We start from the raw sequence: 25356 nt of genomic DNA on the forward strand, positions 1-25356 counted from the left end.
TGCGGTGAATGCCGCCGCCCGGCGGTCCCCGTCCTCGGTCCTGCCGCGACCTTCGCCGCCGGTCAGCCGAAGACGACCGGGTCGGGCCCGAGCCGGCGGCCCTCGTCGAGACCGTTGATCGCCGCCATGTCCTCCGGGCTCAGCGCGAAGTCGAAGACCTCGATGTTCTCCTTGATGCGCGAGGGCGTCACCGACTTCGGGATCACGATGTTGCCGAGCTGGATGTGCCAGCGCAGCACCACCTGGGCGGCCGTCTTGCCGTACTTCGCGCCGATCTCGGCCAGGACGGGCAGGTCGAGCAGCCCCTTGCCCTGCCCGAGCGGGCTCCAGGCCTCGGTGGCGATGCCGCGGTGCGCGTGGAAGCCGCGCAGCTCCCGCTGGGCGAGCTGCGGGTGCAGCTCGATCTGGTTCAGCGCCGGGATCACCTCGGTCTCGGCGAGCAGATGCTCCAGGTTGGCGACGGTGAAGTTCGACACGCCGATCGCCGCCACCCGCTTGTCGACGTACAGCATCTCCAGGGCCTTCCACGTCTCGACGTACTTGCCCTGCCGGGGAGCCGGCCAGTGGATCAGGTACAGATCGAGGGTCTCCAGGCCGAGGCGCCGCATGCCGGCGTCGAAGGCGCGCATCGCCTTGTCGTAGCCGTGATCGTCGTTCCAGAGCTTGGTGGTGACGAACAGCTCCTCGCGGGGAATGCCGGAGGCGCGCAGGGCGCGGCCGACGCCCTTCTCGTTGCGGTACAGCTTCGCGGTGTCGATGCTGCGGTACCCGCACTCCAGGGCCGTCGTGACGGCCTTCTCGGCCTCGTCGTCGGCGACCTGCCAGACGCCGAAGCCGAGCTGGGGCATCCGCACGTTGTTGTTCAAAGTGATGACGTTCATGCCTTCCATGCTGCCGTAACGTCCCGCGAAGATCCCTTCCAGGTCTGTTCACCGGGCGTTCCCGCCGCCGTCGTGTTGGACGGTTAGGGTGAGCGCGTCGTGAACGTTTCATTACGGGGCGTGGAGAACGAGGGACGGCGCCACGCCGCCGGGCAGGGGCAGGCCGTCGCGTGGGTGGAGTCCCCCCTGCAGCTGCTGTGCGTCGTCGAGGCGCACCACGCGGGGCTCCTCGGTTCCGCCACCAGGGTGGTGCCGCGGGCCGGGCTGCCCGCGCTGCGGCTGACCCGTCGCGAGCTCGAGCGCCTCGGGCCGCCCGAGGGGCTGGAGTTCGCCGAGCCGTCCCAGCGGGCTCCCCGTCCGGGCCGGACGTGGGCGGTCGGCGACGCCTTCTCCGGGCGCGTCCAGCTCGCCCTCCTCACGGCCGTCCCCGGCCGTACGGTGCTCGTGGACGACGGGCTGGCCACGATCCGCCTGCTGGAGCTGCTGGTCGCGCGGCGCCCGCTGCTGCGCGCCCGGGGGACGCCCGGCGTCGGCCGCAGGGTGCTGGGCGCCGCCGCCGGGCTCCGTCTGCGCACCCGCGGGCCCATGGTGTTCACCGCGCTCCCGGTGCCCGCCGGCCTCGCCGAGGATGTGGAGGGCGCGGGCGTCCGGCTCGTCCGGCACGACTTCGCCTGGCTGCGCGCCCAGCCGGCCGATCCGCCGCCGCAGGAGGGCACGGTCGTGCTCGGCACCTCGCTCGTACGCAACGGGCTCATCCACCGCGACCGCTACCTGCGCTGGCTGGAGCGGCTCGACGAGCCGGTCGCCTACTTCCCGCACCGCCGGGAGGACCCCCGCGACCTCGATCGGGTGCGCCGGATCGCCGGGCTGACCGTGTACGACGCCGGGGCGCCCGCCGAGATGACGCTGCGCGACCTGCGGCCGGACCAGCGGGTGCTGAGCCTGCCGTCCACCGCGGTGACCTCGCTGCGCGTCCTGCTGTCGGCGCGGGGCGTGCCGGTGGAGACCGTGGACGTGCCGGAGGACTGGTGGACGGCCTCGGCCGCCCCCTCGCTGCGCTCCCACCTCCAGCTGTTCGCCCATCAGCCCCACGAGCCCCTGCCTCACCAGCCCCACCAGCCCCACCCGCCCCACCAGCACGATCCCGGAAAGGTCGCTCCTTGACCCGCCTGCTCGCCGTGGCCGACTCCGACTCCTATCTGAAGTGGGCCGCGGGCCTGCTCGACGCGACCCCGCAGGACTGGGTCACGGAGCTGGCCGTCGTCCGTACGCCCATCGCCCCATCGGAGGCGCAGATCGCCGCCGCGGTGAGCGGCACCCGCGCGCGAGGGCTTCCCCAGGTGCTGCCGGCCCGGCAGGTGCGGCGGGCCGCCGAACGGTTCCGGCCGGACGTCGTGCTGCTGGCCTGCACCGGCCCCGTGGTGGACGCGCTGGCGGCGGAGACGCTGGCCGGGCTGCGCCCCCGGCCGGTGCTCGTGTCGGGCCTGCCCGGCATCTCGGTGCCCGCGACGGAGAAGGCGTGGCTGTTCCGCAGCGGCTGCGACCTGTTCGTCGTGCACAGCGGCCGGGAGGTCGCCGAGTTCTCCGAGATCGGCGCGCGTCTCGGCGGGGGAGGGGCGGTCGCGCTGGCCCGGCTGCCCTACCTCGACCTCCTGTCCCGCGAACCGGGCGCCCGCGACACCGGGGGCGTACGCGACCGGGTCGTGTTCGCCACCCAGGCCAAGGTGCCCCGCCGGCGCGAGGAGCGGGAGCGCATCCTGCTCGCCCTGGCCGAGCTCGGGCGGGCCAGGCCCGACCTGGACGTGGTGGTCAAGCTGCGGGCCCGCGACGACGAGCGGCAGACGCACAACGAGCGTCACCACTACGAGCGGCTGTGGACCGCGCTGGAGGCCGAGGGCCGCGTGCCCGCGGGCGCCGTGCGCTTCGCCGCCGGCCCGATGCACGAGCACCTGAGCCGCGCCGCCGGGTTCGTCACCGTCAGCTCCACGGCCGCGCTGGAGGCGATCGCCGCGAACGTGCCGCTGCTCGTGCTGTCCGACTTCGGGGTCAGCGCGGAGATGATCAACCTGGTGTTCGAGGGCAGCGGTTGCCTGGGCACGCTCGACGACCTCGCGAAGGCGGACTTCCGGGTTCCGGCCGAGGAGTGGTGCGCGGCCAACTACTTCCACGACCCCTCGGCAAGCGACTGGACCGGCCGGATCGCCGCACTGGTCGCCGCGGCCCGCGCGGGGGCGCTGGAGCCGGCGCGCTCGCTCCTCGACGGCCCCGAGCACGCGGCGGCCCGGCGCCGCGCCCGGCTGCGTCTGGAGGTGCCGCCCCGGATGCTGCGGTACGGCTACCGCGCCAAGCGCCGGATGCGCCGCTACCTCAAGGCGCTGTAGTCCCCGCCCGAGACGGCACGATGCCCCCAGTTAGACACGATGCCCTCAGTTCGGCGCATGCCCGGCCGCAGCCAGATTCCGGTGATCGCGTGGTGACATGCCGTAGGCGGCGCGGAAGGCACGGCTGAAGGTCGCGGCGTCGGTGAAGCCCCAGCGGGCGGCGATGGACTGGATGGGAAGGGAGCGCTGCCGGGGGTCGGCGAGATCGCGGTGGCACTGTTCCAGCCGGCTTCGGCGGATCCAGGCCGCCACGGTGAGGCCCTGCTCCTGGAAGAGCTTGTACAGGTGCCGTACGGAGATCTGGTGCGCCGCGGCGATCGTTTCGGGGGTCAGGTCCGGGTCGCCGAGCCGTTGCCGGACGAAGTCGTGGATCAGCGACAGCAGCGCCTGGCGTCGCGCTTCGGGTGTCAGCGAGTCACCGGCCTCGAGCTGGTCGGCGTAGGCGGCCGCGATCAGGTCGAGGGTGACGGTGGCCACCGCCCGAGCGCTGTGCGGGGTGAGGCTTTCGGCGTTGTCCGCCAGGTGCTTGAGATGCCCGGCCAGCACGCCGGTGATGCCGGGCCGGACGGGAAACGGCGCCGCGGCGAGCCGCCCGACCACGTCGGACCGCAGGCCGAGAGCATCCCGCGGGAACTGGACGAGCAGGGCCTCGGCCGGATCGCCGTCAGGTCCTCGCCACCCCTGGTACGGCCGGGAGGAATCGATGGTGAGGAACTGTCCGGCACGGAAGGTCACCTCACGCCCGGCCTGCCTCAGGCCGCCGGCGCCACCGAGGAGGAGGTGCAGCTGGAAGACCTCGGGATCCGACCGCCGGATGAGCTTGGCGGGCCGGTTCACCCGCAGCGTGTGGTGGCTCATCATCGACAACTGCACCGTGCCGAGATCGAACACCCGCGCCGACGCGTGGAACCGGGCGGGGTCGTCGGTGGCCAGCCACGCGTGCAGGTGCGCCTGCGACATCGTGTCGTACCAGTAGGGAAATCGATCCCGAACGGCCAGGTTCCTGGTGCTCCACTCCAGAATCTTCATGACATGTCCTCGGCGAGTGGTCGTTACGGAAAAGGGTGTTCCTCAGCCGTGGATTACTCTCCGGTCAGGCGTTGTGAGCGCGCCGGGAGCGACGGGGGCAAGCCCCGCCTGCCCCGGGCGGGCGCGAGGCGTGAAGCCACGCCGGGGTGATCGCATCGGCTGCGTGCACGAATGGCCATCAACCGTGCAGATGGCGTCAAGACATCCGCGACGGATCCCGGCACCCTGATTCCAGGGAGCGATTCCGCGCCGCAACGACCCTGATCACGCCTCGGAGGAAGCCCTATGGCCACACCGCGCGAGAGCACTCTCCCGCATCGAGCGCCGGTGGTCCCGTCCGGCGAAGCACGGCAGCAGCCACGGGCGCCGTGCCCCATGCTGGCCGGCGCCGACACGGGATCCCGGCCGCTTCCATGCCTGCTCATCGCCCCCGAGCCTTCCGTGGCCGGCCGCGGCGTCCGCACACCGCGGTGTGGCCGGACGGCGTCACCACCGCAGCCCTCGGCAGCGGATGTCCCGACCGTGGTCGCCATGTGCTGCTGATGGCCGCGGAAGATCGACTCAGCACGGCGCACAGCCTAGGACATCACGATCGATGTGTCCCATCCCGTTCTGTCATGTGCGGAGCGAGGGCTCAGCGGGACAGCAGGCGGCGTAGCCGCGACTGCGGGACGGCCGGAGCGGGGGCGGGCGGCTCGATCAGGCCCAGCGACTCCAGCCTGCGCTTCTTGAAGTAACGCGCCGGCCCGTGGGCGCGCACGTAGGCCGCGGCGGTCTCGCGCAGGCCGGGGTGGGCCGTGCTCTGCATGCAGTAGCCCACGGCCGCGACCAGGGCGGGCAGGTCGGCGGCGGGCGGTTCGGTGATCGTGCCGTCGGCCTCCAGCCGGGGCAGCGTCGCGTCCACGATCGTCGCCGGGATCCGGTTGCTGTTCTCGTACGGCGTGAGCCGTTCGAGCACCAGATCGGTGCCGGTTGCCGCGACGGGCAGGCCGAACAGCCGCCGTGCGGTCACCAGCGCCGTGGAGAAGCATCCGGCGACCAGTTCGGGGCGGTGCGCGGCGAAACACGCCTCGGCGGGCGTCTCCGCGGGGGCCACGAGGAGCTCGACGCCCAGCTCCGCGGCGACCGGCCGCAGCTCGCGGGCGTGCCGCCGCCCGGCGGCGGGGTGCGGCTTGAACAGCACGGTCCGGTGGCCCCGCGCCGCCACGCCGCGCAGCACGCGCTCGTGCAGCGCGGCCTCCTCGGCCGCCGTGACCAGGCCGAGCGCGGACAGGTACTGGCCGAGGATGACCGCCTCGGCGCGCGGCGCCTCCTCGGCCGCCTCCGCGACCCGGCCCGTCACCGAGGTGAACGACGCGTCCGCCAGGGCCTCGGCCGGCACGCCGTGCTCGGCCAGGAGCAGGGGCGCCAGGCCCGGGGCGAGGTCGAGGTGGAGCAGCCGGGTGATCCGGCCGGCGATCTCCTGCGGGAGCGGGTCGCGGGTCGGCCCGTAGCTCATCAGGCCGTCGGAGTAGACGGTGATCGGGCAGTCCTTGACCAGGCCCGCGAGCGTACGCGACGGGGGCACCGCGACCGACTCCAGCACCAGCTCGCCCGGCTCGCCGGTCAGGTCGCCCAGCAGGCGGCCGAGCATGGGCGTCTCGATCGAGCGCGGCTTCCAGTCCGACGGGTGCAGCGGCGCGATGATCTCGTTCCAGGACAGGACGCGGTCGAACCTGTCACGCAGCGCGGTGAACCCCGGCGCCTCGTCCAGCGCCGGGGTTACCTCGGGGATCGCCGCGTTGTTCGACACGAGGAGGATTCGGCCGCCGTCGCGGAACCGCCCCTCGTCGATCGCCGCCGCGAGCGTCATCGCGCCGAACAGCGTGGAGGCGTAGAACAGCGTGGAGTCAGGCACGCGGCCCTCCCGGCAGATAGGGACCCAGCAGAGCGGCCCGCCCGGGCTCCAGGCCGCCGACGGCCTCGGCGCGCGTCTCGCGCGGCAGCCGGGCGAGCGCCGCCCGCGCCCGCTCGTCGAACCGGGCGCGTACGGCGGGAGTGAACCGGTCGGCCAGTTCGACGTGGTGGGCGAGCAGCGCGCACAGGTTGCGGGCGGCCTTGGGCAGGTAGCGCGGCTCGGCCTCGTCGAGCACGATGTCGTAGGCGTCGAAGAAGTGGAGCTGCCGTTCGTCGCCGATCCGGGTGAGCGAGGCCGCGAGCCCCCGCCGGTAGAACACCCCGGCGAGGGAGACCACGGCGTACGACCGGGCCAGGCGGTGCAGCCGCCAGATCCACGGGCGGTCCTCGGCGGTGTGCAGCCCGGCGGGGAAGGTCAGCAGGTCGTCCAGCTCGCGCCGGTAGATCCCGGCCCACGCGTAGGGGTAGTCGACCATGGTCTTGTGATCCGCCGGCAGGATGCCGTCGCGCGGGTCGAGCACGACGCCGCGGCGTGGCTGCGGCGCCCGGTGCGTCTCCCGTCTGCGGCCCTCGACCTGCACGTGGTCCACCCGGACGAAGTCGCACCCGAGCCCGTCGATGGCGGCGACGAGCCGGGGCAGGTAACCGGGCGCGAGCCAGTCGTCGGCGTCGAGGAAGGTGACGTAGCGGCCCGCGGCCAGTTTCAGCCCGGTGTTGCGGGCACCGGCCAGCCCCAGCGGCACCGGGTTGCGGACGACGCTGAGCCCCGGCAGGTCGCGCCGGAAGTCCTCGACGACCTCCGGCGTCGCGTCCGCGGACCCGTCGTCCACGACGACGACCTCGGTCTCGAACTCGCGCGTCCGGTTGCGCACGAGCGAGGTGAGCGCGTCGCCGAGGTACTCCTCGCCGTCCCGGACCGGCACCACCACCGAAAGTGTGATCATGCCGTGGCGCGGCGCAGGCGGGCCCGCGGGGCCTCCTCGCCCGGGTAGACGCGCTTCACGCCGTCGCCGAGGGCGGTCTCGATGATGCGGATGTCGCGGACCAGGTGCTCCAGACCCGTGGGCTCCAGCGAGGCGGCGTGGTCGGAGCCCCACATCGCCCGGTCGAGGGTGATGTGCCGCTCGACGGTCACCGCGCCCAGCGTCACGGCGGCCAGCGAGATCTGCAGCCCGCGCTCGTGTCCCGAGTAGCCGACCGGCACGCCGTACCGCTGCCGGAGGGTGGTGATCATGCGGAGGTTGGCCTCCTCGGGCGGGAGCGGATAGGTGGAGGTGGCGTGCATCATCACCAGGCGCTCGGTGCCGAGGATCTCCACCGCCGCGTCGATCTCCTCGATCGTCGACATGCCGGTGGACAGGATGACCGGCTTGCGGGTGGCGGCCAGCGCGCGCAGCAGCTCGTGGTCGGTCACCGACGCCGAGGCGACCTTGTGCGCGACGACGTCCATCCCCTCCAGGAACTCCACCGACGGCACATCCCAGGGCGAGGCGAACCAGTCGATGCCGCGCTCCTCGCAGTACTTGGCGATGTGGGCGTACTCGTCCGCGCCGAACTCGGTCCGGATCTTGTACTCCATGTAGGTCATCTCGCCCCACGGCGTCTGCCGGATCTGGTCGCGCTGCTCCAGCGGCACGCAGATCTCCGGGGTGCGCTTCTGGAACTTGACCGCTTGGCAGCCGGCGTCGGCGGCCACGTCGATCAGCTTGCGGGCGATGTCGACGTCGCCGTTGTGGTTGATGCCGATCTCGCCGATGACGTACACGGGCTGCCCCGGACCGACCAGCGACCTGCCGATCCGCACCGGCCGCGGCTGCCCGAGGTGGCGGGCGGCGGTGACGGGCGCGGGGGCCGGCACCGTCTCCAGCGCGGTGGCCGGGCGGGCCGCGAGCACCCGGTCGGACAGCTCGCGCACGGCCCCGGCGCCTCCGGGGGCCGACAGCACGACGCGGGCGGCGGCCCGCACCCGGGGATGGGCGTCGGGCACCGCGACCGGCCAGCCGACGATCGCCATGCAGGACAGGTCGTTGACGTCGTTGCCCACGTACGCCACCCGCTCGGGGGTCAGGCCCTCGGCGGCCAGCCACTCGCGCAGCGCGGCGTCCTTGGCGGCGAGGCCCTGCACCACCGGCACGCCGAGCTTGGCGGCGCGGGCGGCGACGACGGGGTTGCGCTCGGTCGACAGCACGAGCACCCGCACGCCCGCCCGGCGCAGCAGCGAGATCCCCATCCCGTCGGAGCGGCTGACCGCGACCATCTCCCGGCCGTCGGAGTCGACGAACGCGCGGTCGTCGGTGTGCACGCCGTCGAAGTCGGTGACGACCGCGTCCACGTCGATCGGCAGCGGCTCGTCCACGAACGGGGCGAGCGCCCGGGCGATCTCCAGATCCTCGGGGGTGTCGATCTCGACCGCGTGCCGGGCGGGCACCGGCTGGACCGCGACCCTGCCGGAGAAACGGTGGCCGCGCTCGCGCAGGCCCTCCGTACGCATGACGTAGAACGCGCCGGTCTCACGGTAGTGGGGCTCGCGGTCCTGGCGGCGCGGGCGCACGGCCGGGTCGTGGTTCACCCCGTGGCCGGCGCCGGTCCAGACGAACTCGTAGGTCTCGGTGGCGGAGAAGACCGAGTCGGCCTCGCCGTCCAGCACCTTCGCGACGGCGGCGTCGAGGTCGCGGGGGTCGAGGAACGCGCTGGTGCACTGGACGAGCACGACGATCTCCGGCTCCTCGCCGGACAGCTCGGACAGCCCGGACAGCTCGGACAGGGCGTGGAGCACGGCGCTCTCGCTGGAGGCGGTCGAACCGCTGAGCTCATCGGGCCGGCGTACGACGCGGGCGCCGGCGGCAGCGGCCGCCTCGGCGATCCGGTCGTGGTCGGTGCTGACGATCACCTCGTCCACCAGCTCGGCGCGCAGACAGGCGTCCACGGCACGGGCGACGAGCGGGACGCCGCCCACCTTCTCCAGGTTCTTCAGTGGGACGCCCACCGAGCCTCCACGGGCGGGGACGACGGCCAGCACTCGCACGAGTGACTCCTCTACCTGCGACATCGGGAACCCGTGTGGCCCAAGGGGGCCGGGTGTCCCGAAAACTAGCCAGCAGGTCCTTTCGTTCGGGGTTACTCGGCTGAACGACCAGGGGCGCCGTTCTTAACTTTGGGTGTCGCCGCACGCCGGGGCCAGCGGCAGCGTGATCACGAACCGCACGCCGGGCTCGCCGTCCGTGACGTCCTCGACGCGGATGGACCCGCCGTGGGCCTCCACGACCTCGCGGGCGATGGCCAGGCCCAGGCCCGTGCCGCCCCGGGCGCGGCTGCGCGCCGCGTCGGTGCGGTAGAACCGCTCGAAGATCCGCTCGCGGTCTCTCTCGGGGATCGGCCGGCCGTCGTTGCGCACGTACAGGACGGCCTCGTCCTCGGTGCGCTCGACGCGTACGCACACCAGCGTGAGCGCGTGCCGCTCGGCGTTGTCGAGCAGGTTCGCCACCACCCGGGTGAGGTGCCGGCGCAGGCCCCTGACGATCACGCCGGGGGTGTTGTGGAGGTGGGTCGGCAGCCCCTCCCGCCGCTGCTCGACCTCGCAGACGACCAGGTGGGACAGGTCGACCTCCTCCCGGGCGGTCTCGGGGACCGTGGGGATCCGGGCGAGCAGGAGCAGGTCGGCGACGATCGCCTCCAGCCGCTCGGTGTCGCGCAGCGCGGCGCAGACGGCCTCGTCGGTGTCCTCGGGATGCAGCCGCGCGCTCTCCAGCTGGGCGCGGATCCCGGCGATGGGGGTGAGCAGCTCGTGCGAGGCGTCGGCGGCGAACTGCCGCTGCCGCTGGATCGACATGTCCAGCCGGGACAGCGCGTCGTTGGCCGCCTGGGCCAGCCGGGAGAACTCGTCGTCGCCGGGCGGCTCGGGCACGCGGCCGCCGGGGTTCCTCTCGGTGATCTCGGCGAGCTCCGAGCGGATCGCCTCCACCGGCCGCAGCGCGCGGCCCGTGAACTTGTAGGCCGTCCAGCCCGCCAGTGCGGTGAGCAGCAGGGCCGCAAGGAGCAGCGCCGGCAGTGTGAAGGGGGTGTCGAGGATCGGCGGGGCCGCCCGGCCCGCGTAGACGATGTCCGATTCGGCGCCGGGAGACACCCGCAGCACGGTCACGTACAGGCAGTCGTGCCCGGTGGGCGAGCAGGCCGTCGTCTGGGTGATCTCGCGGCCGGGGGCCGTGCGTAACGGGCTCAGGCGCGGCAGCTTCCGGGCTCCGGCGCTCTCGGCGACGATCCGGCCGTCCGGCCTCGTCACCTCGATCAGGTCGATGCCGTTCTCGCCGGCCGGAATGGGGTCGCTCAGGTGTCCGTCGCGGATCTGCGAGGCGATGTGGGTGGCGGTGTCCAGGCTCCGGTCCCAGATGCGGTCCGCGACCGCGTCGCGGACGAGCACGTGCACCACGATCGCGAGCGGGATCAGCAGGATCGCCGCGGTCCCGGTGGCGATGAGTGCCAGCCGGGCTCGCAGCGACGGAGAGCGCCTGGGGAGGAGCATTACCCGAGGCTACTGATGGTCATCTTTAGGGAAACTCGCGACAGCGAAAAGCTCGTCCCAAAGTTGCTCAAAGTCTCCCATATTCCAGTCGCAGGTTATGCGGCCGGGCGAGTGCGGGCACTCGGCGAAGCGTACGCGTCCCTCACGGGCCGGGATGCGTCACCTACGCGACGTCGGGCCGTGTCATCAGCGGCGACCGCAGATGCAACGCCAGATCGGGGCCGGTCAGGGGCACGATGTTCCACGTCGCCACCGCTGTGCCCGCGTCGGCGTCGACCACCAGCCGGACCCGGTGCGGTGTGGTGATGACGTAGAGGTCGGCGACGAACGTGTCGCCCTGCCAGGCGCCGGCCGCGACGACGGGGCGGCCGAGCGGTGAGCTCTCCCGCCATTCGCCGTGGCCGGCCTCGACGTCCAGGGAGGACCCGAGTCGCAGGAGCCAGCCGCCCTCCACGGGGTCGACGGCCACCGTGGTTCCGCCGGGCAGAGCCGAATCCTCGGCGGAGGCGTCGAGTCTCGCCTTGACGGCACGCTCCGGGGCGGCCGAACCCGGCACCCGCGCGAACGACAGCCGCCGCAGCCGTTCGGCGAGGATCTCGTCGTCCCCGGTGCTTCCCGCGAGCTCAGTGCTTCCCGCGAGCTCAGTGCTTCCCGCGAGCTCAGTGCTTCCCGCGAGGTCAGTGCTCCCCGCCTGGTCCACGCCGGGCAGCAGGCACTCCCATATCGCGTCGAGCACCGCCTGTGCCCGCGTATGCGCGCCGGTCACGGCGACCACGAGATCGTGCGACGGGACGACCACGCACTGCTGCCCGAAGGAGCCGTCACCGTGGTAACCGTGACGCGACACCCAGAACTGGTAACCGTAACCGCACAGGTAGTCGGCGTCCTCCGATCCGTCCTCGGACGGCAGGGTGTCGATGTGCCGTCGGGTCGCGAGCTCCACCCACTCGCGCGGGACGAGCCGCCGGCCGCCCCAGAGGCCTCCCCGGAGCAGCAGTTCACCGAAGGCGGCGACGGCCTCGGTCGTGAGGTGCAGTCCGTGGAATCCGAAGGCGGCGCCGCTCGCCACCCGGTCCCACTCGGCGTGGTCGACGCCCATCGGCCAGAAGAGCCGCTCGTCGAGCAGTTCCGGCAGGCCGCGCCCGGTGACCCGTTCCACCATCCGGGCCAGGACGAAGGTGGTCGCGTTGTCGTAGGCGTGCCGCGTCCCCTCGGCCTCGGGAAACGGTACGCGCAGGAAGCCCTTCACCAGGTCGCCCGGTTCCAGGCGCCAGGCCTCGTCGAGGCTGTCCGTACGGTGTCCGGTTGTCATGGACAGCAGGTGGTGGACGGTGAGGCGGCGTCCCTGCTCGGAGATGCGGGCCGGGACGTGCTCGGGCAGCACGTCCACCACGCGGTCGTCCAGCGAGAGCAGCCCGTCGGCGATCGTGAGCCCCACGGCGATCGAGGTGAACGACTTGGTCAGCGAGTAGAGAAGATGCGGGCGTCCGGCCGAGTACGGCGCCCACCAGCCTTCGGCGACGACGTGACCGTGGCGTACGACCATCAGGGAGTGACACTCGACGGATCCCGCTTCGAGCCGGTCCAGCAACGTGGCGATCGAACGGGACGACATCCCCGAGGCGGCCGGTGTCGAGCGCGGCAGGAGGCGCTGGGAAGGCATCCGGACACGCTAACGAAACCGCACAAGCCCGCTCAATCAGTTTCGAGACGTGGCGTGGAGCCGCCGTGTCACTGGGCGCGGGAGAGCCCCGCGCCCGGTGCCACTCCTACCGCTGCTGGGTGAAAACCGCGACCGTGCGGGCGGGCACGGTCAGCGTCCCGGTCGCCGGGTCCGCCGCCGCCTGCCGGACCACGGGGTCGTCCGACGCCGCCTGCACGGGGTGCAGCGCGGCCCCGGCGCCCTTCAGTGCGGGCACGGCCGGTGCGGCGGTCCTCCCGGTGGCGTTGAACACCACGTAGATCGCCGTGCTCGCGGGATCGACACCGGCGGCGTCGATCCGCATGACGATGACGCCGGGGGTGCCGGACGGCGGGAAGGAGACCCGCCTGCCGATCTCCGCGGCCGAGCCCAGCGAGAAGGCGGGGGAGGAGTACCTGATCCGCAGGAACTCGCCGAACCGCGCCCGCGCCGCCCCGATCGCCGCGCAGTCCGGCCGCAGGGCCGGGTCGGCCAGCAGGGGCCGCGCGTACGGCCAGCGCGCCTCGTTGTCCTTCGCGGGCGGCAGGCCGCCGCCGAAGCCGTTCCCCTGGCGGCAGTCCCACAACAGGCGGTTGAACCAGTCGCCGGAGTCGTAGGAGTTGCGGTCGAGCGACTTGGACCGCAGCCGCTCGCTGCCGGCGTGGACGAACGCCGTGCCCTGGCCGAGCAGGACCGTCGCCAGCGACAGCGACTGCATCCTGACCCGGTCGGCCATCGGGGTGTCTTCGGGCAGCTTGTAGGCGAGCGCGTCGAACAGCGTCTCGTTGTCGTGCGCGTCCACGTACGTCACCGTGTCTGCGGGGGCGGTGGCGTACCCGGCGGGGCTGCCGTTGTAGTCGACCTCCGACCCCTTGACCGGAGTTCCGGCCGACCCGGTGAACGTGAAGTCGCGCAGGTTGCCCGCGAGCCCGAGCTTGACCAGGTCCTCGTAGTGCGCGAGCCGGTCCCCGGGTGCGTCGGCCAGGCCGGAGCCGAGGCCCCGGACGCCCGGGTCCGCGTCGAACGGCGTGCCGCCGCGGACGGCGTCGCGCAGCCGGTCGCTGAACGTGCCGACCCCGGTGCCCGCCATGTTGGCCTGGGTGGCCTGCTCGAACCTGGCGTCGCCGGCCACCTCGCCGAAGTTCCAGCCCTCGCCGTACAGGATGATCGACTTTCCGTCCACGCCGTCCTTGCCGGGCGTGAGCGCGTCGAGGGCCCTGCGCACGGCGAGGATGTTGGCCTTGGGGTGGTGGCCCATCAGGTCGAACCGGAAGCCGTCGACCTTGTACTGCTTCGCCCAGGTGACGAGCGAGTCGACCACGAGCCGGCCCATCATGGCGTGCTCGGGGGCGGTGTTGGCGCAGCAGGTGGAGGTGGCCACCGTGCCGTCGTCCATGAGCCGGTGGTAGTAGCCGGGGACGACGCGGTCGAGCACGCTGCCGGGGTCCTGCCCCGAGGCGTGGGTGTGGTTGTAGACCACGTCCATGACCACCCGCAGGCCCGCGCCGTTGAGCCCCGCGACCATCTCGCGGAACTCCTTGATCCGGCGGTCCGGGTCGGTCGCGTACGACCCCTCGGGCACGGTGTAGTGCAGCGGGTCGTAGCCCCAGTTGAAGGAGTCCTTCGCGGCCGTCTCCGCGACGCACGCCTGCTGCCGGTCGGAGTCCGGCGGCAGCGCGGCCAGGTCGCAGCCCGGCTCGGTGCGGTCCGCCTTCCGGTCGGGCACGGTCGCGAAGTCGAAGGCCGGCAGCAGGTGGACGTGCGTGAGCCCGTCCTTCGCCAGGCTCCGCAGCTCGGTCATCCCGGCGCTGCCGCCCTCGGTGAACGCCTTGAACGTGCCCCGCTCGGCCTCGGGGACCGTGCTGTCGGAGGCGGAGAAGTCGCGGACGTGCAACTCGTAGATCGACGCCCGGTCCTGGCGCACCGCCGGGGGCTTGTTCAGCCCTGTCCACCCCTCGGGCCGCAGCGACCGGTCGTCGAGGTCGACGATCTGGCTGCGCCCCGAGCCCGCCGAGACCGACAGGCTGTAGGGGTCGGTCACCTCGTTGGTGACGATCTTTCCGGCGGCCGGGGCGTAGACGGTGACGAGGTAGGTGTAGTACCTGCCCCGCCACGACGTCGGGCCGTCGAGCGACCACACACCGGTCGCGTCGTCCCTGCGCATCCGGTGGACCGTCCTGCGATCGGTGGCCGGGCCGTCGTAGAGGGCCAGCTCGACCTTCTGCGCGGTGGGCGCCCACACCGCCAGCCGTCCGTTCCCCGTGGGGCCGAGCGGGACCTTCGCCGCCCCGCCGTACAGGTCGTCGAGCACGCCGGGGATCTGCACGCCGGTGGCGGTCAGCAGCGCGCCGGAGGGCCCGCGCTCGATCGCGACGACCTGGCCGCGCAGCGCGTCGCGCGCGAGGTCCGCGTCGCGCGGGTCCACCTTCAGCGCGCCGTACGCCGCGCCGGGAGACGCCAGATGGGGCCAGGCGGCCTTCTGCGCGTCGCTGAGCGTGCCCGGCGTCAGGCGGATGAGATGGACGTCCCCGGTCAGGCCGCCCGTGTCGTACGCGATGTCGCCCTTGGGGGAGTAGGCCAGCGCGTAGTGGTTCGCCTCGGCGGCCCTGCCCTTCCAGGCGACCGTGTCCCGGTCGATCCACTGGGCCGTGGCCTTGGACAGGTCGGCGTCCGCTCCGGTGGCCGCGGGCTGCGGCAGCAGGTATCCGTCCACACCTGACAGTTTCCACACCTCGTGGCCGGTCACGCCGAGGTCCAGCGACTGGTCGGCCTGCTGGTCCTTCTGGTCGCCCTTGTGAATGATCCATCCGAGCGTCTTCGCGCCCTCCTTGAGCGGCACCTCGAAGTACACGCCGAAGCGGTCGGTCCCGGCCGGCCGCAGCGGGTCGCCCCACTCGGCCGAGCCGGACGCGTCGCCCCAGAAGTGCAGGCCCCAGCCGTCGTAGTCGCCGTCCTCGCGGTGGTAGTGCAGCACCGCGACGTTCCGGGCCGCCGCCGCGCTGTCGTGGACCGCGTTCTCGCCCGAGCTCACGTACGCCTCCGGTTGCCGGGCCGGGACGAACGACTGGTCGGGCCCGGGGTCCTTCGTGTCGCCCTTGTGGACGATGTAGTTCAGCGGGGCGTCGGCGTTCTTCAGCGGCACCCGCCAGAAGGCGCCGAAGGCGTCGGTCCCGTCCGGCGGGCGCGGCGCGCCCCAGTCGGTGCCCGCGCCGTCGGCGATCGCGTCGCCCCACAGGTGCAGGCCCCAGCCGTCGTAGGCGCCGTCGGTGCGGCGGTAGTGGATCGTGGCGTACCCCTCGGCGGCGGCCCGGGAGGCGTACACGCCGGGCTTGCCCTCCACGAGCCACACCTCGCCCGTACGCGTGGGATTCACCATCCGGTCGCCCTGGTCCTTGGTGTCGCCCCTGTGGGTGATCAGGCCGACCTCGGTGGCGCCGGGCTTCAGCTTCAGCCAGGCGAAGCGGCCGAACCCGTCCTCGCCCGCGAAGCCGACGGGTGAGCCCCACTCGACCGTCTGGTCGATGTCGCCCCAGGCGTGCAGGCCCCAGCCGTCGTAGTCGCCGCCGTCGCGCCTGTAGTGGACCACCAGGTGGTCGCGCCTGACCGCGCCCGGCTGCTCCTGCTCGGGCTCCGGCCCGGCGGTCGCGCTCGCCGTAGCGCCCGCGTACCGGCCCGCCGCGTCCTTGACGACCGCCTTGTACGCGAGAGGGGTGCCCGCGGGCACGCCGGTCAGATCATGAAAGACCCGGTAGGTGTGCCCGTTGGGGGCGTCGTCGGTGCCGAGCACCCGCCACGGCGCGTTCCCCGCCTTTACGGCGAACGTGACCTGCGCGAACCCGGCGCCGGGCACCTCGGCGGCGATCGGCACGCGGCCGTCCGCCGCGGTCCCGCGCAGCGTCGTGCCGGGCAGTGTGAGGGAGATCTCCGGCGCCGTGGCCGGGGTGGCCAGGGGCTTGTCCGCGCGGTAGACGACGGCCGACAGCGGCGGCACGGTCACCGACAGCTTCCCGTCGGCCGTGCCGGTGAGCCTGCCCGTCCCGCCGTAGATCTGGGTGAAGGACGCGCTGGGGGAGTACGTCGGGATCTGTACGGTCTGCGCGGCGGCGCCGTTGTTGAGCGCCACCACGAACTCCACCCGCTCCTTCGCGCCGATCCGGGAGAAGGCGTAAACCCCTCCGCTCGCCAGCCGCTCGATCTGCGCGCCGTCCGCCAGCGCCGGGTAGCGGTCGCGCAGCCGGGCCAGTTCGGCGATCGAGGTGTAGAGGGGATGGGTGGTGACGAAGTTGTCGGTCGCGTGGGTGGCGGTGGTGCCGATGAGGTCGTCGTCGAGGTAGTCGGCCGTCCTGGAGGCGAACATCGGCTGCCGCGCGTCCTTGTCGCCGCCCGCGCCGGTGAAGCCCTGCTCGTCGCCGTAGTACACGACCGGCTGGCCGCGCGTCAGGTACATGAGCTGGTGAGCCAGGCGGTCGCGGGCGAGCAGCGTGGCGTCGCCGGCCGACGGGTCGTCCTGCCTGAGGAAGTAGCCGATCCGGCCCATGTCGTGGTTGCCGAGGAACGTCGGCAGCGACGTGGCGTTGGAGTCTGCGTCGGTGAAGTAGTCGTCGCCGGCGTACAGCCTGCTCAGGCTCGCGGCGTCACCGCCGCTCGCGTACGACCGAGCCGCCTCCTGGAAGCCGAAGTCCAGCGTCGCGTCGAGGGCGCCGGTGGTGGTGTAGCGGCTCTCGAACGCCGGGTCGGAGCTGTAGACCTCGCCGAACATGAAGAACCTGTCGTTGCCGAGCTTGGCGGCGTAGCCGTGCAGCGCGGGCGCGAAGCGCTGCCAGAACTCCATGTTGACGTGCTTGGCGGTGTCGATCCGGAAGCCGTCGATGCCGGTCTCCCTGACCCACGTCGTGTAGATGTCGGTCATGCCCCTGACGACCTCGGGCCGCTCGGTCCACAGGTCGTCGAGCCCGTCGAAGTCGCCGTACTCGGAGCTCTCGCCGGAGAAGGTCGAGTTGCCCCGGTTGTGGTACATGGTCGGATCGTTCAGCCAGGACGGCACCTTCGACTTCGCCGTCACCACCGGCGTGTACGGGAACGACTCGGCGGTGACCTTCGGGAAGTCGTCCCGCAGGGCGTGGTCGCGGTCGTCGAAGGCCCGCCCGGAGGCGTCCACGTAGGGGTAGGCCGCCTTGCCGCGATAGCCGTACGTCTTCTCGGCGTAGTCGATGAGGTCGGCCGTGTGGTTGGTGATGATGTCGAAGAACACCTTCATGCCGCGCTTGTGCGCCTCCTTGACGAGGCTCTTCATCTGCGCGTTGGTGCCGAGGTGGGGGTCGATCCTGGTGAAGTCGGTGATCCAGTAGCCGTGGTAGCCGGCGCTGGCGCCCGCCCCCGTGCCCTGCACGGGCCGGTTCTTGAACGACGGCGTGAGCCAGATGGCCGTGCTGCCCAGGCCCTTGATGTAGTCGAGTCTCCCGATCAGCCCGGCGAGGTCGCCGCCCTGGTAGAAGCCTTTGTCGGCCGGGTCGAAGCCGGTCGTCAGCCGGTCGCCGGACAGCCCGCCCCGGTCGTTGGCGGGGTCGCCGTTGGCGAACCGGTCGGTCATCGCAAAGTACAGCCGCTCGCGGGACAGGTCCGTACGGAGGGCGTCACGGGCGAGTTCGGCGTCGGACGGCGCGCCGGCCGGTGCCGACGGGACCGGTGCCGCCGGGACCGGTGCGACCAGGGCGGACGCCGCCGGGGGAGACGTCAGACAGGGGGCGATGAGCGCGGCGGCGAGTGCCACGACGGTGGACAGCGCTATGGGCATGCGCGTACGCCGGTGCTGGGGGGTCACCATGGCCCGGAAGCTAGTGTCGCGTCCTGGTTCATGCAAGGCTTTGCTGCAACTTCCAGAAACATTGCAGCCATTCCGTGACCCACCGCCGTAACGGCGGCGAAACGTGTGTCCGACACTGTTGGTGTCGCAAGAGAAGGAGGTGGTGGGGATGTTGCTGCGGCTGCGGGTCTCGCTCCCCGACCGGCCCGGGGTGCTCGGCCAGGTGGCACGCGCTTTCGGGGTGCTGGGAGCCGACATCCTGCAGGTCACCGTGCTGGAGCGGCAGGCGGGCCGCGCGGTGGACGACTTCACCGTCTCCTGGTCGGGCGTGTTCGAGCCCGGAGAGCTGCGCGAGCGGATCGGTGTGGTCCCCGGCACGCGGGTGGAGGCCGTGTGGCCGACCAGGGAGGTGCCCGGGTCGACCCCCGACTACGACCTGCTCGGCCACGTCGCCGCGGAGCCGCACCGGGCGTACGTCACCCTCGTCGACGCGGTGCCCGACCTCGTCAGCGCCGAGTGGGCGGTGGCGGTCGACTCGGCCGACGGCACGATCGTCCACGGAAGCTGGCAGGCGCCGGAGGTCGTGCCCGCGGCCGACCTCACCCCGCTGCGCGCCTCGGCGTTCGAGGAGGGCGGGCTGCACCTGGTGAGCGTGCCGATGGACGGCGTCCACCTGGTGGTGGCGCGCTCCCAGGGCCCGGCGTTCCACCGGGCGGAGCTGGACAAGATCGTCCGTTTGGTGGGGATCGTCTCCGTGCTGGCCGGCGGCGTCAGCCGTCCCGTGTGAGGGGAGGTGCGAGGGGTGTCAGCGGCGGGGCGGGTCGATGCGGGTGCCGTCCATCGTGAACAGCATGAGCCGGGAGACGTCGACGGCGACCCGGCCGTGCTCGCCCGCGCGCCACACGGGGCGGTTGCCGAGCCTGACGATCAGGTCCGCGCGGCGGTGCGTGCCCGACTGCGAGATCGGCGGCGGCGGTTCCTCCTCCGGGGGCGTGGAACCGTTCAGCAGCCGGCGCATCATCGACCGCGCCCTGCCGCCGCTCGCCGCGCCGTTGAGCTGCCGGCGGTCCGGCGGCTCGGGCACCTCGACGCCCGGGATCCCGGCCTCCAGGTAGGCGAGCCACTCGTGACCGTGATACTCCAGCGTCCGCACCCGCCCGAAGAAGGTCGGGCCCTCGGTCTTCTCCGGCACGGGGACCAGCCCGTCGGGGCGGATCCCCACGATGATCTGCATGCCGGTGTGCTGGGACACGGCGTACGCCCGTGGATCGGTCCAGGGCATGGTCAGTTGATGTGGCCCGAAATCGAGCATTATGTACTGATTTTGAGGCGTGCGGACCGTGGCGGCGAGCAGGTTGAGCTGCTGGGAGTTGAGGAACGCGGCGGTGAACGCGGTCGCGGGATCGTTGTAGACCTGCGCCGGGGTGCCGATGTCCTGCAGCACGCCCCGGTTCATGATGGCGATGCGGTCGGCCAGGGTGAGGGCCTCGACCTGGTCGTGCGTCACGTAGATGGTGGTCACCCCGAGGGCGCGCACCAGTGACGAGATCTCCATGCGCAACTCGGTGCGCATGCCGGCGTCCAGGTTGGACAACGGCTCGTCCATCAGGAACAGCGAGGGCTGGCGCACGATCGCGCGGCCCATCGCCACGCGCTGACGCTGGCCGCCGGACAGCGTGCCCGGCCGCCGGTCCAGCGTCTCGTCGATGTGCAGCGCGCGGGAAAGCTCCACCACCCGCTGCTTGACCATCGTGGGGTCCGCCTTGGCGATCTCCAGTGGGAAGGACAGGTTGCCGCGCACCGTCTTGTGGGGATACAGGGCGCCGTTCTGGAAGACCATCGCCACGTCCCGGTCCCGGGGAGCGAGGTGGTTGGCGAGCTGCCCGCCCAGCCACAGGTCGCCGGAGGTGATCTCCTCCAGTCCCGCGATCATGCGCAGCAGCGTGGACTTCCCGCAGCCCGACGGTCCGAGCAGGACGAGGAGTTCACCCTCGCCCGCGCGGAGGCTCATGCGGTCGACCGCGAGGTACCCCCCCGGGTAGATCTTCGACACGTTGTCGAGGACGACGGTGCTCATGCCAGCTCGTTCCTCCCGGGCAGGCAGGCCCGGATCCCCAGCCTTCGGTGTGAATGATGAGGTAGTACATCGCGTCGCGGGTACCCGTGTCCATACGTGTCGTGAAAGATCCGGCATCTACCTGCAACTTCTCGTTACTCCAGACTTTCCCCAAGTTAAAGACGGCTGTCAGGGGGATGTCGTGACCTCCCGCGCCCCCCTGTGGGAGCGTCAAATGTAACGAAATTGCTGAAAGTTTCTGTAAGGCCTTTCATCCCCGTTCGTGCTCCTGTTACGTTCCGCTCAAATCCCCCTGAGCAAGGAGTGCGACGCAGATGAGGCGAGTCCTCACGTCCGCGGCGGTGGCCGCGGCGCTCGCTTTGGCGGTCACCGCCTGTGGCGACGGTTCCGGCGACGCCGGCTCGGCCCCGGCCAAGAATGCCGCTCCCGCCGAGGTGTCCGGCACGGTCACCTGGTGGGACACCTCGGACGCCACGACCGAGGGACCGGTTTTCCAGGAGATCATCAAGGGCTTCGAGGCCAAGTACCCGAAGATCAAGGTCAACTACGTCAACGTGCCGTTCGCGGACGCGCGGGACAAGTTCAAGACCGCCGCGCAGTCCGGGTCGGGCGCCCCCGACGTGCTGCGCACCGACGTGGGGTGGGTCGCGGAGTTCGCCTCGCTCGGCTACCTCGCGCCGCTGGACGGCACTCCGGCCGTCGACAAGCCCGAGGAGCTCCTGCCGGTCCCGGCGGCCAGCGGCAAGTTCAACGGCAAGACGTACGGCGTGCCGCAGGTGACGGACACCCTCGGCCTGCTGTACAACAAGGAACTACTGAAGAAGGCGGGCTACGACGAGCCTCCGGCCACGATGGCCGACCTCAAGAAGGTGGCGCTCGACGTCAAGTCGAAGACCGGAGCCGGCGGCATCGCCCTGAACGTGGACGCCTACTTCCTGCTTCCGTTCATCTACGGCGAGGGCGGCGACTTCGTCGACGTCCAGAACAAGAAGATCACGATCTCGTCCCCGCAGAGCGTGGCGGGGGTGAAGATCGTCGAGGACCTCATCACGTCCGGCGCCGCGGTCAAGCCCGCGCTGCAGGACAGCTACACGAACGCCGAGACCGCGTTCAAGGACGGCAAGGTCGCGATGATCTTCAACGGGCCGTGGTCGAACGCCGACAACCTCGGTGGCAAGGTGTTCAAGGACAACCCGGACAACTTCGGCGTCGCCCCGGTCCCGGCCGGCTCGGCGAAGGCGGGCTCGCCGCTGGGCGGCCACGACTACACCGTGTACGCCGGCTCGCAGAACCTCGACGCGTCCTACCTGTTCGTCCAGTACATGGCGAGCGCGGAGAGCCAGGCGAAGATCGCCGGCAAGCTCGGCCTGCTGCCGACCCGCACGCCCGCCTACAGCGCCTCCGAGGCCACCGCGAACCCGAAGATCGCGCAGTGGCAGAAGCCGATGGAGACGGCCGTCGAGCGTCCCTGGATCCCCGAGGCGGCCTCGCTGTTCCAGCCGCTGGTCGAGGGCTACCAGAAGCTCGCCGGCGGGCAGACGACGACCGAGCCCATGCTCAAGGACGTCGCCACCGCCTACCAGGGCATCCTCAAGGGCTGGGGCCTTTAGGCGATGACGGCTGACGTCGTCGTGACGAGAAGGGCCGCGCCCCGTAGTGGGGCGCGGCGCCTCCTGTCGCGTCACTGGTACGCCTGGGCGATGACCGCGCCGGTCGTCGTCGTGACGCTGGTGCTGGTCGGCTACCCGCTCGTCCGGGGGATCTACCTGTCGCTCACCGACGCGACCGAGGGCAACATGGGCCGCACGATCGGGATGAACGTCATCCCGTCCACCTACGAGTTCGTGGGCCTGAAGAACTACATCGACATCCTCACCTCGTCGGAGTTCCTCGGCCGGCTGACCTGGACCGTCGTGTGGACCGTCGTGTGCGTCGCCCTGCACGTGGGCATCGGCCTCGGCCTCGCGCTGCTGCTCAACCGGCCCATGCGGCTGCGGTCGCTCTACCGGATCCTGCTCGTGCTGCCCTGGGCCGTGCCGGCCTTCGTGTCCGCCTTCATCTGGCGCTACCTGCTGAACGGCGAGTTCGGCGTGGTCAACGCCATGCTGCGGGCCGCCGGGTTCGCCGGGGTCAGCTGGCTGGACGACCCGTTCTGGGCCAAGGTCTCGGTGATCGCCTGCAACGTGTGGCTGGGCGTGCCGTTCATGATGCTCGCGCTGCTCGGCGGCCTGCAGGCGATCCCGCGCGAGCTGTACGAGGCCGCCGAGGTCGACGGCGCCACGCCGTGGCAGCGCTTCCGCCACATCACGCTTCCGAGCCTGCGCCCGGTGTCCAGCACGGTCGTCCTGCTCGGCACGATCTGGACGTTCAACCAGTTCCCGGTCATCTTCCTGCTCACCAAGGGAGGACCGGGCGGCTCCACGGAGATTCTCGTGACGTACGCCTACCGCCAGGCGTTCGAGGGCATCAGGAACTACTCGGGCTCCGCCGCCTGGGGCATGGTGATCCTCGCCCTGCTCGTCGTGATGGCCACGGTCTACCGGCGCGCGCTCAGGCAGCAGGGGGAGGCATGGTGAGCCACGCCGCCCCCGCCCGCGCCGGCACGTGGAGCCGCGACAGGCGCGGCCCCGGCAGGTCGGTCGCCCTGCATCTCACGCTGATCGCCGCGAGCATCGTGTCGGTGTTCCCGGTCGCGTGGCTGGTGCTGACCTCCCTCAAGCCGCGCACGGTCATCGAGACCGCGTCGGTCGCGCCGATCGACCACCCCACGCTCGCCAACTACACGCAGGTCCTCGGGGAGACCCGGTTCCTCACCTGGGCCGCCAACGCCGTGATCGTCTCGCTGATCACGGCCGTGCTCGGCGTGCTGCTGTCGGCCACGACCGGCTACGCGGTCAGCCGCTTCCGCTTCCCCGGATTCCGCTCCGTGATGTGGATGCTGCTGATCACGCAGATGTTCCCCGTGGCGATCCTGATCGTGCCGATCTACAACCTGATGGCCGGGCTCGGGCTGATCAACCAGTTCCCGTCCCTGGTCATCGCGTACCTCACCTCCACCGTGCCGTTCTGCGCGTGGATGATGAAGGGCTACTTCGACACCGTCCCGGTGACGATCGACGAGGCGGGCCGGGTGGACGGCCTGACGCCGTTCGGCACGTTCTGGCGGCTCATCCTGCCGCTGGCCAAGCCCGGCCTGGCCGTGGCCGCGTTCTACTCGTTCATCACCGCCTGGGCGGAGGTGGCGTACGCGACCGCGTTCATGACGGGCGACGACAAGTACACGCTCGCGGTCGGCCTGAGCCAGTTCGTCGGCCAGCACAAGGCGGAGTGGGGCCTGCTCACGGCATCGTCGGTGCTGATCGCCATCCCGGCGGCCGCCGTCTTCCTGCTCGTCCAGCGCCACCTCGTCACCGGCCTGACGGCCGGCGCGACGAAGGCGTGACCCTATATGAGAATCGGGGGATCCCAATGACCGAACTCGCCGTCCAGCCGTCCGCGGTCACGACCAGGTGGTGGCGCGACGCGGTGATCTACCAGGTGTACGTCCGCAGCTTCGCGGACGGCAACGGCGACGGGATCGGCGACCTGCTCGGCGTGCGCAGCCGCCTGCGGTACCTGGCCGACCTCGGCGTGGACGCGATCTGGCTGACGCCGTTCTACCCCTCGCCGATGGCCGACTTCGGGTACGACGTGGCCGACTACCGGAACGTCGATCCGATCTTCGGGTCGCTGGCCGACGCCCAGGCGCTGATCACGGACGCCCACAAGCTGGGCATCCGGATCATCGTGGACGTGGTGCCCAACCACACCTCCGACCGGCACCCCTGGTTCGAGGCGGCGCTGGAGGCCGGACCCGGCAGCCAGGAGCGGGAGCGCTACATCTTCCGCGAGGGCAAGGGCGCGGCGGGCGAGCTGCCGCCCAACGACTGGGAGTCGATCTTCGGTGGTTCCGCCTGGACCCGGGTCGAGGACGGGCAGTGGTACCTCCACCTGTTCGCGCCCGAGCAGCCGGACCTCAACTGGGACCACCCGGAGGTGCACGAGGAGTTCGCCGACGTGCTGCGGTTCTGGCTGGACCTCGGCGTGGACGGCTTCCGCATCGACGTGGCGCACGGCATGGTCAAGGCGCCCGGCCTGCCCGACGTGGGCGCCTCGGGCCAGGCCGAGATGATCGGCGAGCAGGTCGTGCCGTTCTTCGACCAGGACGGCGTGCACGAGATCCACCGGACGTGGCGCCGCATCCTCGACTCCTACGACGGCGAGCGCATCGGGGTGGCCGAGGCGTGGGCGCCCTCGCCCGAGCGGCTGGCCAACTACGTCCGCCCGGACGAGCTGCACCAGGCGTTCAACTTCCACTTCCTGAAGACGCCCTGGGAGGCCGTTCGCTTCCGCGAGGTCATCGACGAGTCGGTGCGCACGTCGGCCCTGGTGGGCGCGCCCTCGACCTGGGTGCTGTCCAACCACGACGTCAAGCGGCACGTCACGCGGTACGGCGGCGGCGAGCGCGGCCTGCGCAGGGCGCGGGCGGCAGCGCTGCTCATGCTGGCGCTGCCCGGCTCGGCCTACATCTACCAGGGCGAGGAGCTCGGGCTGCCGGAGGTGCTCGACCTGCCCGAGCAGTACCTGCAGGACCCCCAGCGGCTGCGCGACCCCGACAGCGGCCGGGACGGCTGCCGGGTGCCGCTGCCGTGGACCGCCGCGGGCGAGCCGCCGTACGGCTTCACCCCGCCGGGCATCTACGAGAGCTGGCTGCCGATGCCGGCCGGCTGGCGCGACCTGTCGGTGGAGGCGCAGCTGCGCGACGGCGCCTCGACGCTCAGCCTCTACCGGACCGCGCTCGCCCTCAGACGGGAGCACCCGGAGCTGGGCGACGGCACGCTGACCTGGCTCGACAGCCCGGCCGGCACGCTCGCGTTCCGCCGCGGCGACTCGTTCGTCTGCGTGCTCAACATGACCCACGACTGGGTGGAGATCGGGGTGCCGGGCGACCTGCTGCTGGCCAGCGGAGGGCCGGAGACGTCCGGTGGGGTCGTGCGGCTCGCGCCCGACTCCGCCACCTGGTGGACCGGGAACAATGTCTAAAGTAATG

At 71.8% G+C, this 25356-nt stretch carries 16 protein-coding genes; 7 read left to right on the forward strand and 9 right to left on the reverse strand.

Features of this window, described 5'->3' with window-relative positions:
* Positions 1 to 62 precede the first annotated feature (62 nt).
* Positions 63 to 881 carry an aldo/keto reductase gene (locus HHX41_RS09435; RefSeq protein WP_182905589.1) on the reverse strand — a complete coding sequence of 273 codons (819 nt, stop codon included), beginning with the start codon at positions 879 to 881 and terminating at the stop codon, positions 63 to 65.
* Positions 882 to 980: 99 nt separating this feature from the next.
* Between HHX41_RS09435 and HHX41_RS09440 the strand changes: the two genes are divergently transcribed.
* Positions 981 to 2045, forward strand: a complete 1065-nt coding sequence (locus HHX41_RS09440) for a hypothetical protein (protein WP_310741876.1) — start codon at positions 981 to 983, stop codon at positions 2043 to 2045.
* A complete protein-coding gene (locus HHX41_RS09445) occupies positions 2042 to 3262 on the forward strand; it encodes a DUF6716 putative glycosyltransferase (RefSeq protein ID WP_182905590.1) in 1221 nt (406 codons plus the stop codon). The genes HHX41_RS09440 and HHX41_RS09445 overlap by 4 nt, the downstream gene beginning before the upstream one ends.
* Before the next feature lie 45 nt (positions 3263 to 3307).
* Here HHX41_RS09445 and HHX41_RS09450 read toward each other — a convergent pair whose 3' ends face one another.
* From HHX41_RS09450 to pulA, 7 genes are all read right to left on the reverse strand, one after another.
* The gene (locus HHX41_RS09450) at positions 3308 to 4291 is read right to left on the reverse strand and encodes a helix-turn-helix domain-containing protein (protein WP_182905591.1); all 984 of its coding nucleotides are present in this window, start codon (positions 4289 to 4291) and stop codon (positions 3308 to 3310) included.
* A 634-nt stretch (positions 4292 to 4925) separates the two neighbouring features.
* Entirely contained in the window at positions 4926 to 6188 is a 1263-nt protein-coding gene (locus HHX41_RS09455) for a polysialyltransferase family glycosyltransferase (RefSeq protein ID WP_310741877.1), read from the reverse strand.
* The gene (locus HHX41_RS09460) at positions 6181 to 7131 is read right to left on the reverse strand and encodes a glycosyltransferase family 2 protein (protein ID WP_182905592.1); all 951 of its coding nucleotides are present in this window, start codon (positions 7129 to 7131) and stop codon (positions 6181 to 6183) included. Before HHX41_RS09460 ends, HHX41_RS09455 begins: the two co-directional genes overlap by 8 nt.
* Positions 7128 to 9212: an N-acetylneuraminate synthase family protein gene (locus HHX41_RS09465; protein WP_310741878.1), complete on the reverse strand. Its 2085-nt coding sequence runs from the start codon at positions 9210 to 9212 to the stop codon at positions 7128 to 7130. Before HHX41_RS09465 ends, HHX41_RS09460 begins: the two co-directional genes overlap by 4 nt.
* Positions 9213 to 9335: 123 nt before the next feature.
* Positions 9336 to 10706, reverse strand: coding sequence for a cell wall metabolism sensor histidine kinase WalK (locus HHX41_RS09470; protein ID WP_182905594.1), 1371 nt, complete (start codon positions 10704 to 10706; stop codon positions 9336 to 9338).
* A 163-nt stretch (positions 10707 to 10869) separates the two neighbouring features.
* Positions 10870 to 12369, reverse strand: a complete 1500-nt coding sequence (locus tag HHX41_RS09475) for a serine hydrolase (protein WP_182905595.1) — start codon at positions 12367 to 12369, stop codon at positions 10870 to 10872.
* Between the two features lie 106 nt (positions 12370 to 12475).
* Positions 12476 to 18211, reverse strand: a complete 5736-nt coding sequence (gene pulA, locus HHX41_RS09480) for a pullulanase-type alpha-1,6-glucosidase (protein WP_259400798.1) — start codon at positions 18209 to 18211, stop codon at positions 12476 to 12478.
* Positions 18212 to 18359: 148 nt separating this feature from the next.
* On the opposite strand from pulA, the gene HHX41_RS09485 reads away from it, so the two are divergent.
* Positions 18360 to 18977 (forward strand): amino acid-binding protein, encoded by a 618-nt coding sequence (locus HHX41_RS09485; RefSeq protein ID WP_182905694.1) that lies wholly within the window; start codon positions 18360 to 18362, stop codon positions 18975 to 18977.
* 18 nt (positions 18978 to 18995) lie between these two features.
* Here the strand turns inward: HHX41_RS09485 and HHX41_RS09490 are convergent, their stop codons facing one another.
* On the reverse strand, positions 18996 to 20267 hold the full coding sequence (locus HHX41_RS09490; protein WP_169982405.1) for an ABC transporter ATP-binding protein: 1272 nt from the start codon (positions 20265 to 20267) through the stop codon (positions 18996 to 18998).
* Between the two features lie 314 nt (positions 20268 to 20581).
* On the opposite strand from HHX41_RS09490, the gene HHX41_RS09495 reads away from it, so the two are divergent.
* Genes HHX41_RS09495 through HHX41_RS09510 form a run of 4 tightly spaced genes read left to right on the forward strand, consistent with a single transcriptional unit; the run spans position 20582 to position 25349 of the window.
* Positions 20582 to 21877 (forward strand): extracellular solute-binding protein, encoded by a 1296-nt coding sequence (locus HHX41_RS09495; protein WP_182905596.1) that lies wholly within the window; start codon positions 20582 to 20584, stop codon positions 21875 to 21877.
* A 3-nt stretch (positions 21878 to 21880) separates the two neighbouring features.
* Positions 21881 to 22843, forward strand: coding sequence for a carbohydrate ABC transporter permease (locus HHX41_RS09500; protein WP_169982407.1), 963 nt, complete (start codon positions 21881 to 21883; stop codon positions 22841 to 22843).
* Complete coding sequence (locus HHX41_RS09505) at positions 22837 to 23709, forward strand: sugar ABC transporter permease (RefSeq protein WP_182905597.1); 873 nt, start codon at positions 22837 to 22839, stop codon at positions 23707 to 23709. The genes HHX41_RS09500 and HHX41_RS09505 overlap by 7 nt, the downstream gene beginning before the upstream one ends.
* 26 nt (positions 23710 to 23735) lie before the next feature.
* Positions 23736 to 25349 (forward strand): glycoside hydrolase family 13 protein, encoded by a 1614-nt coding sequence (locus HHX41_RS09510; RefSeq protein ID WP_182905598.1) that lies wholly within the window; start codon positions 23736 to 23738, stop codon positions 25347 to 25349.
* Positions 25350 to 25356: the final 7 nt, after the last annotated feature.

It is taken from the genome of Microbispora sp. H13382 (genome assembly GCF_014161445.1).
Taxonomy (GTDB): domain Bacteria; phylum Actinomycetota; class Actinomycetes; order Streptosporangiales; family Streptosporangiaceae; genus Microbispora.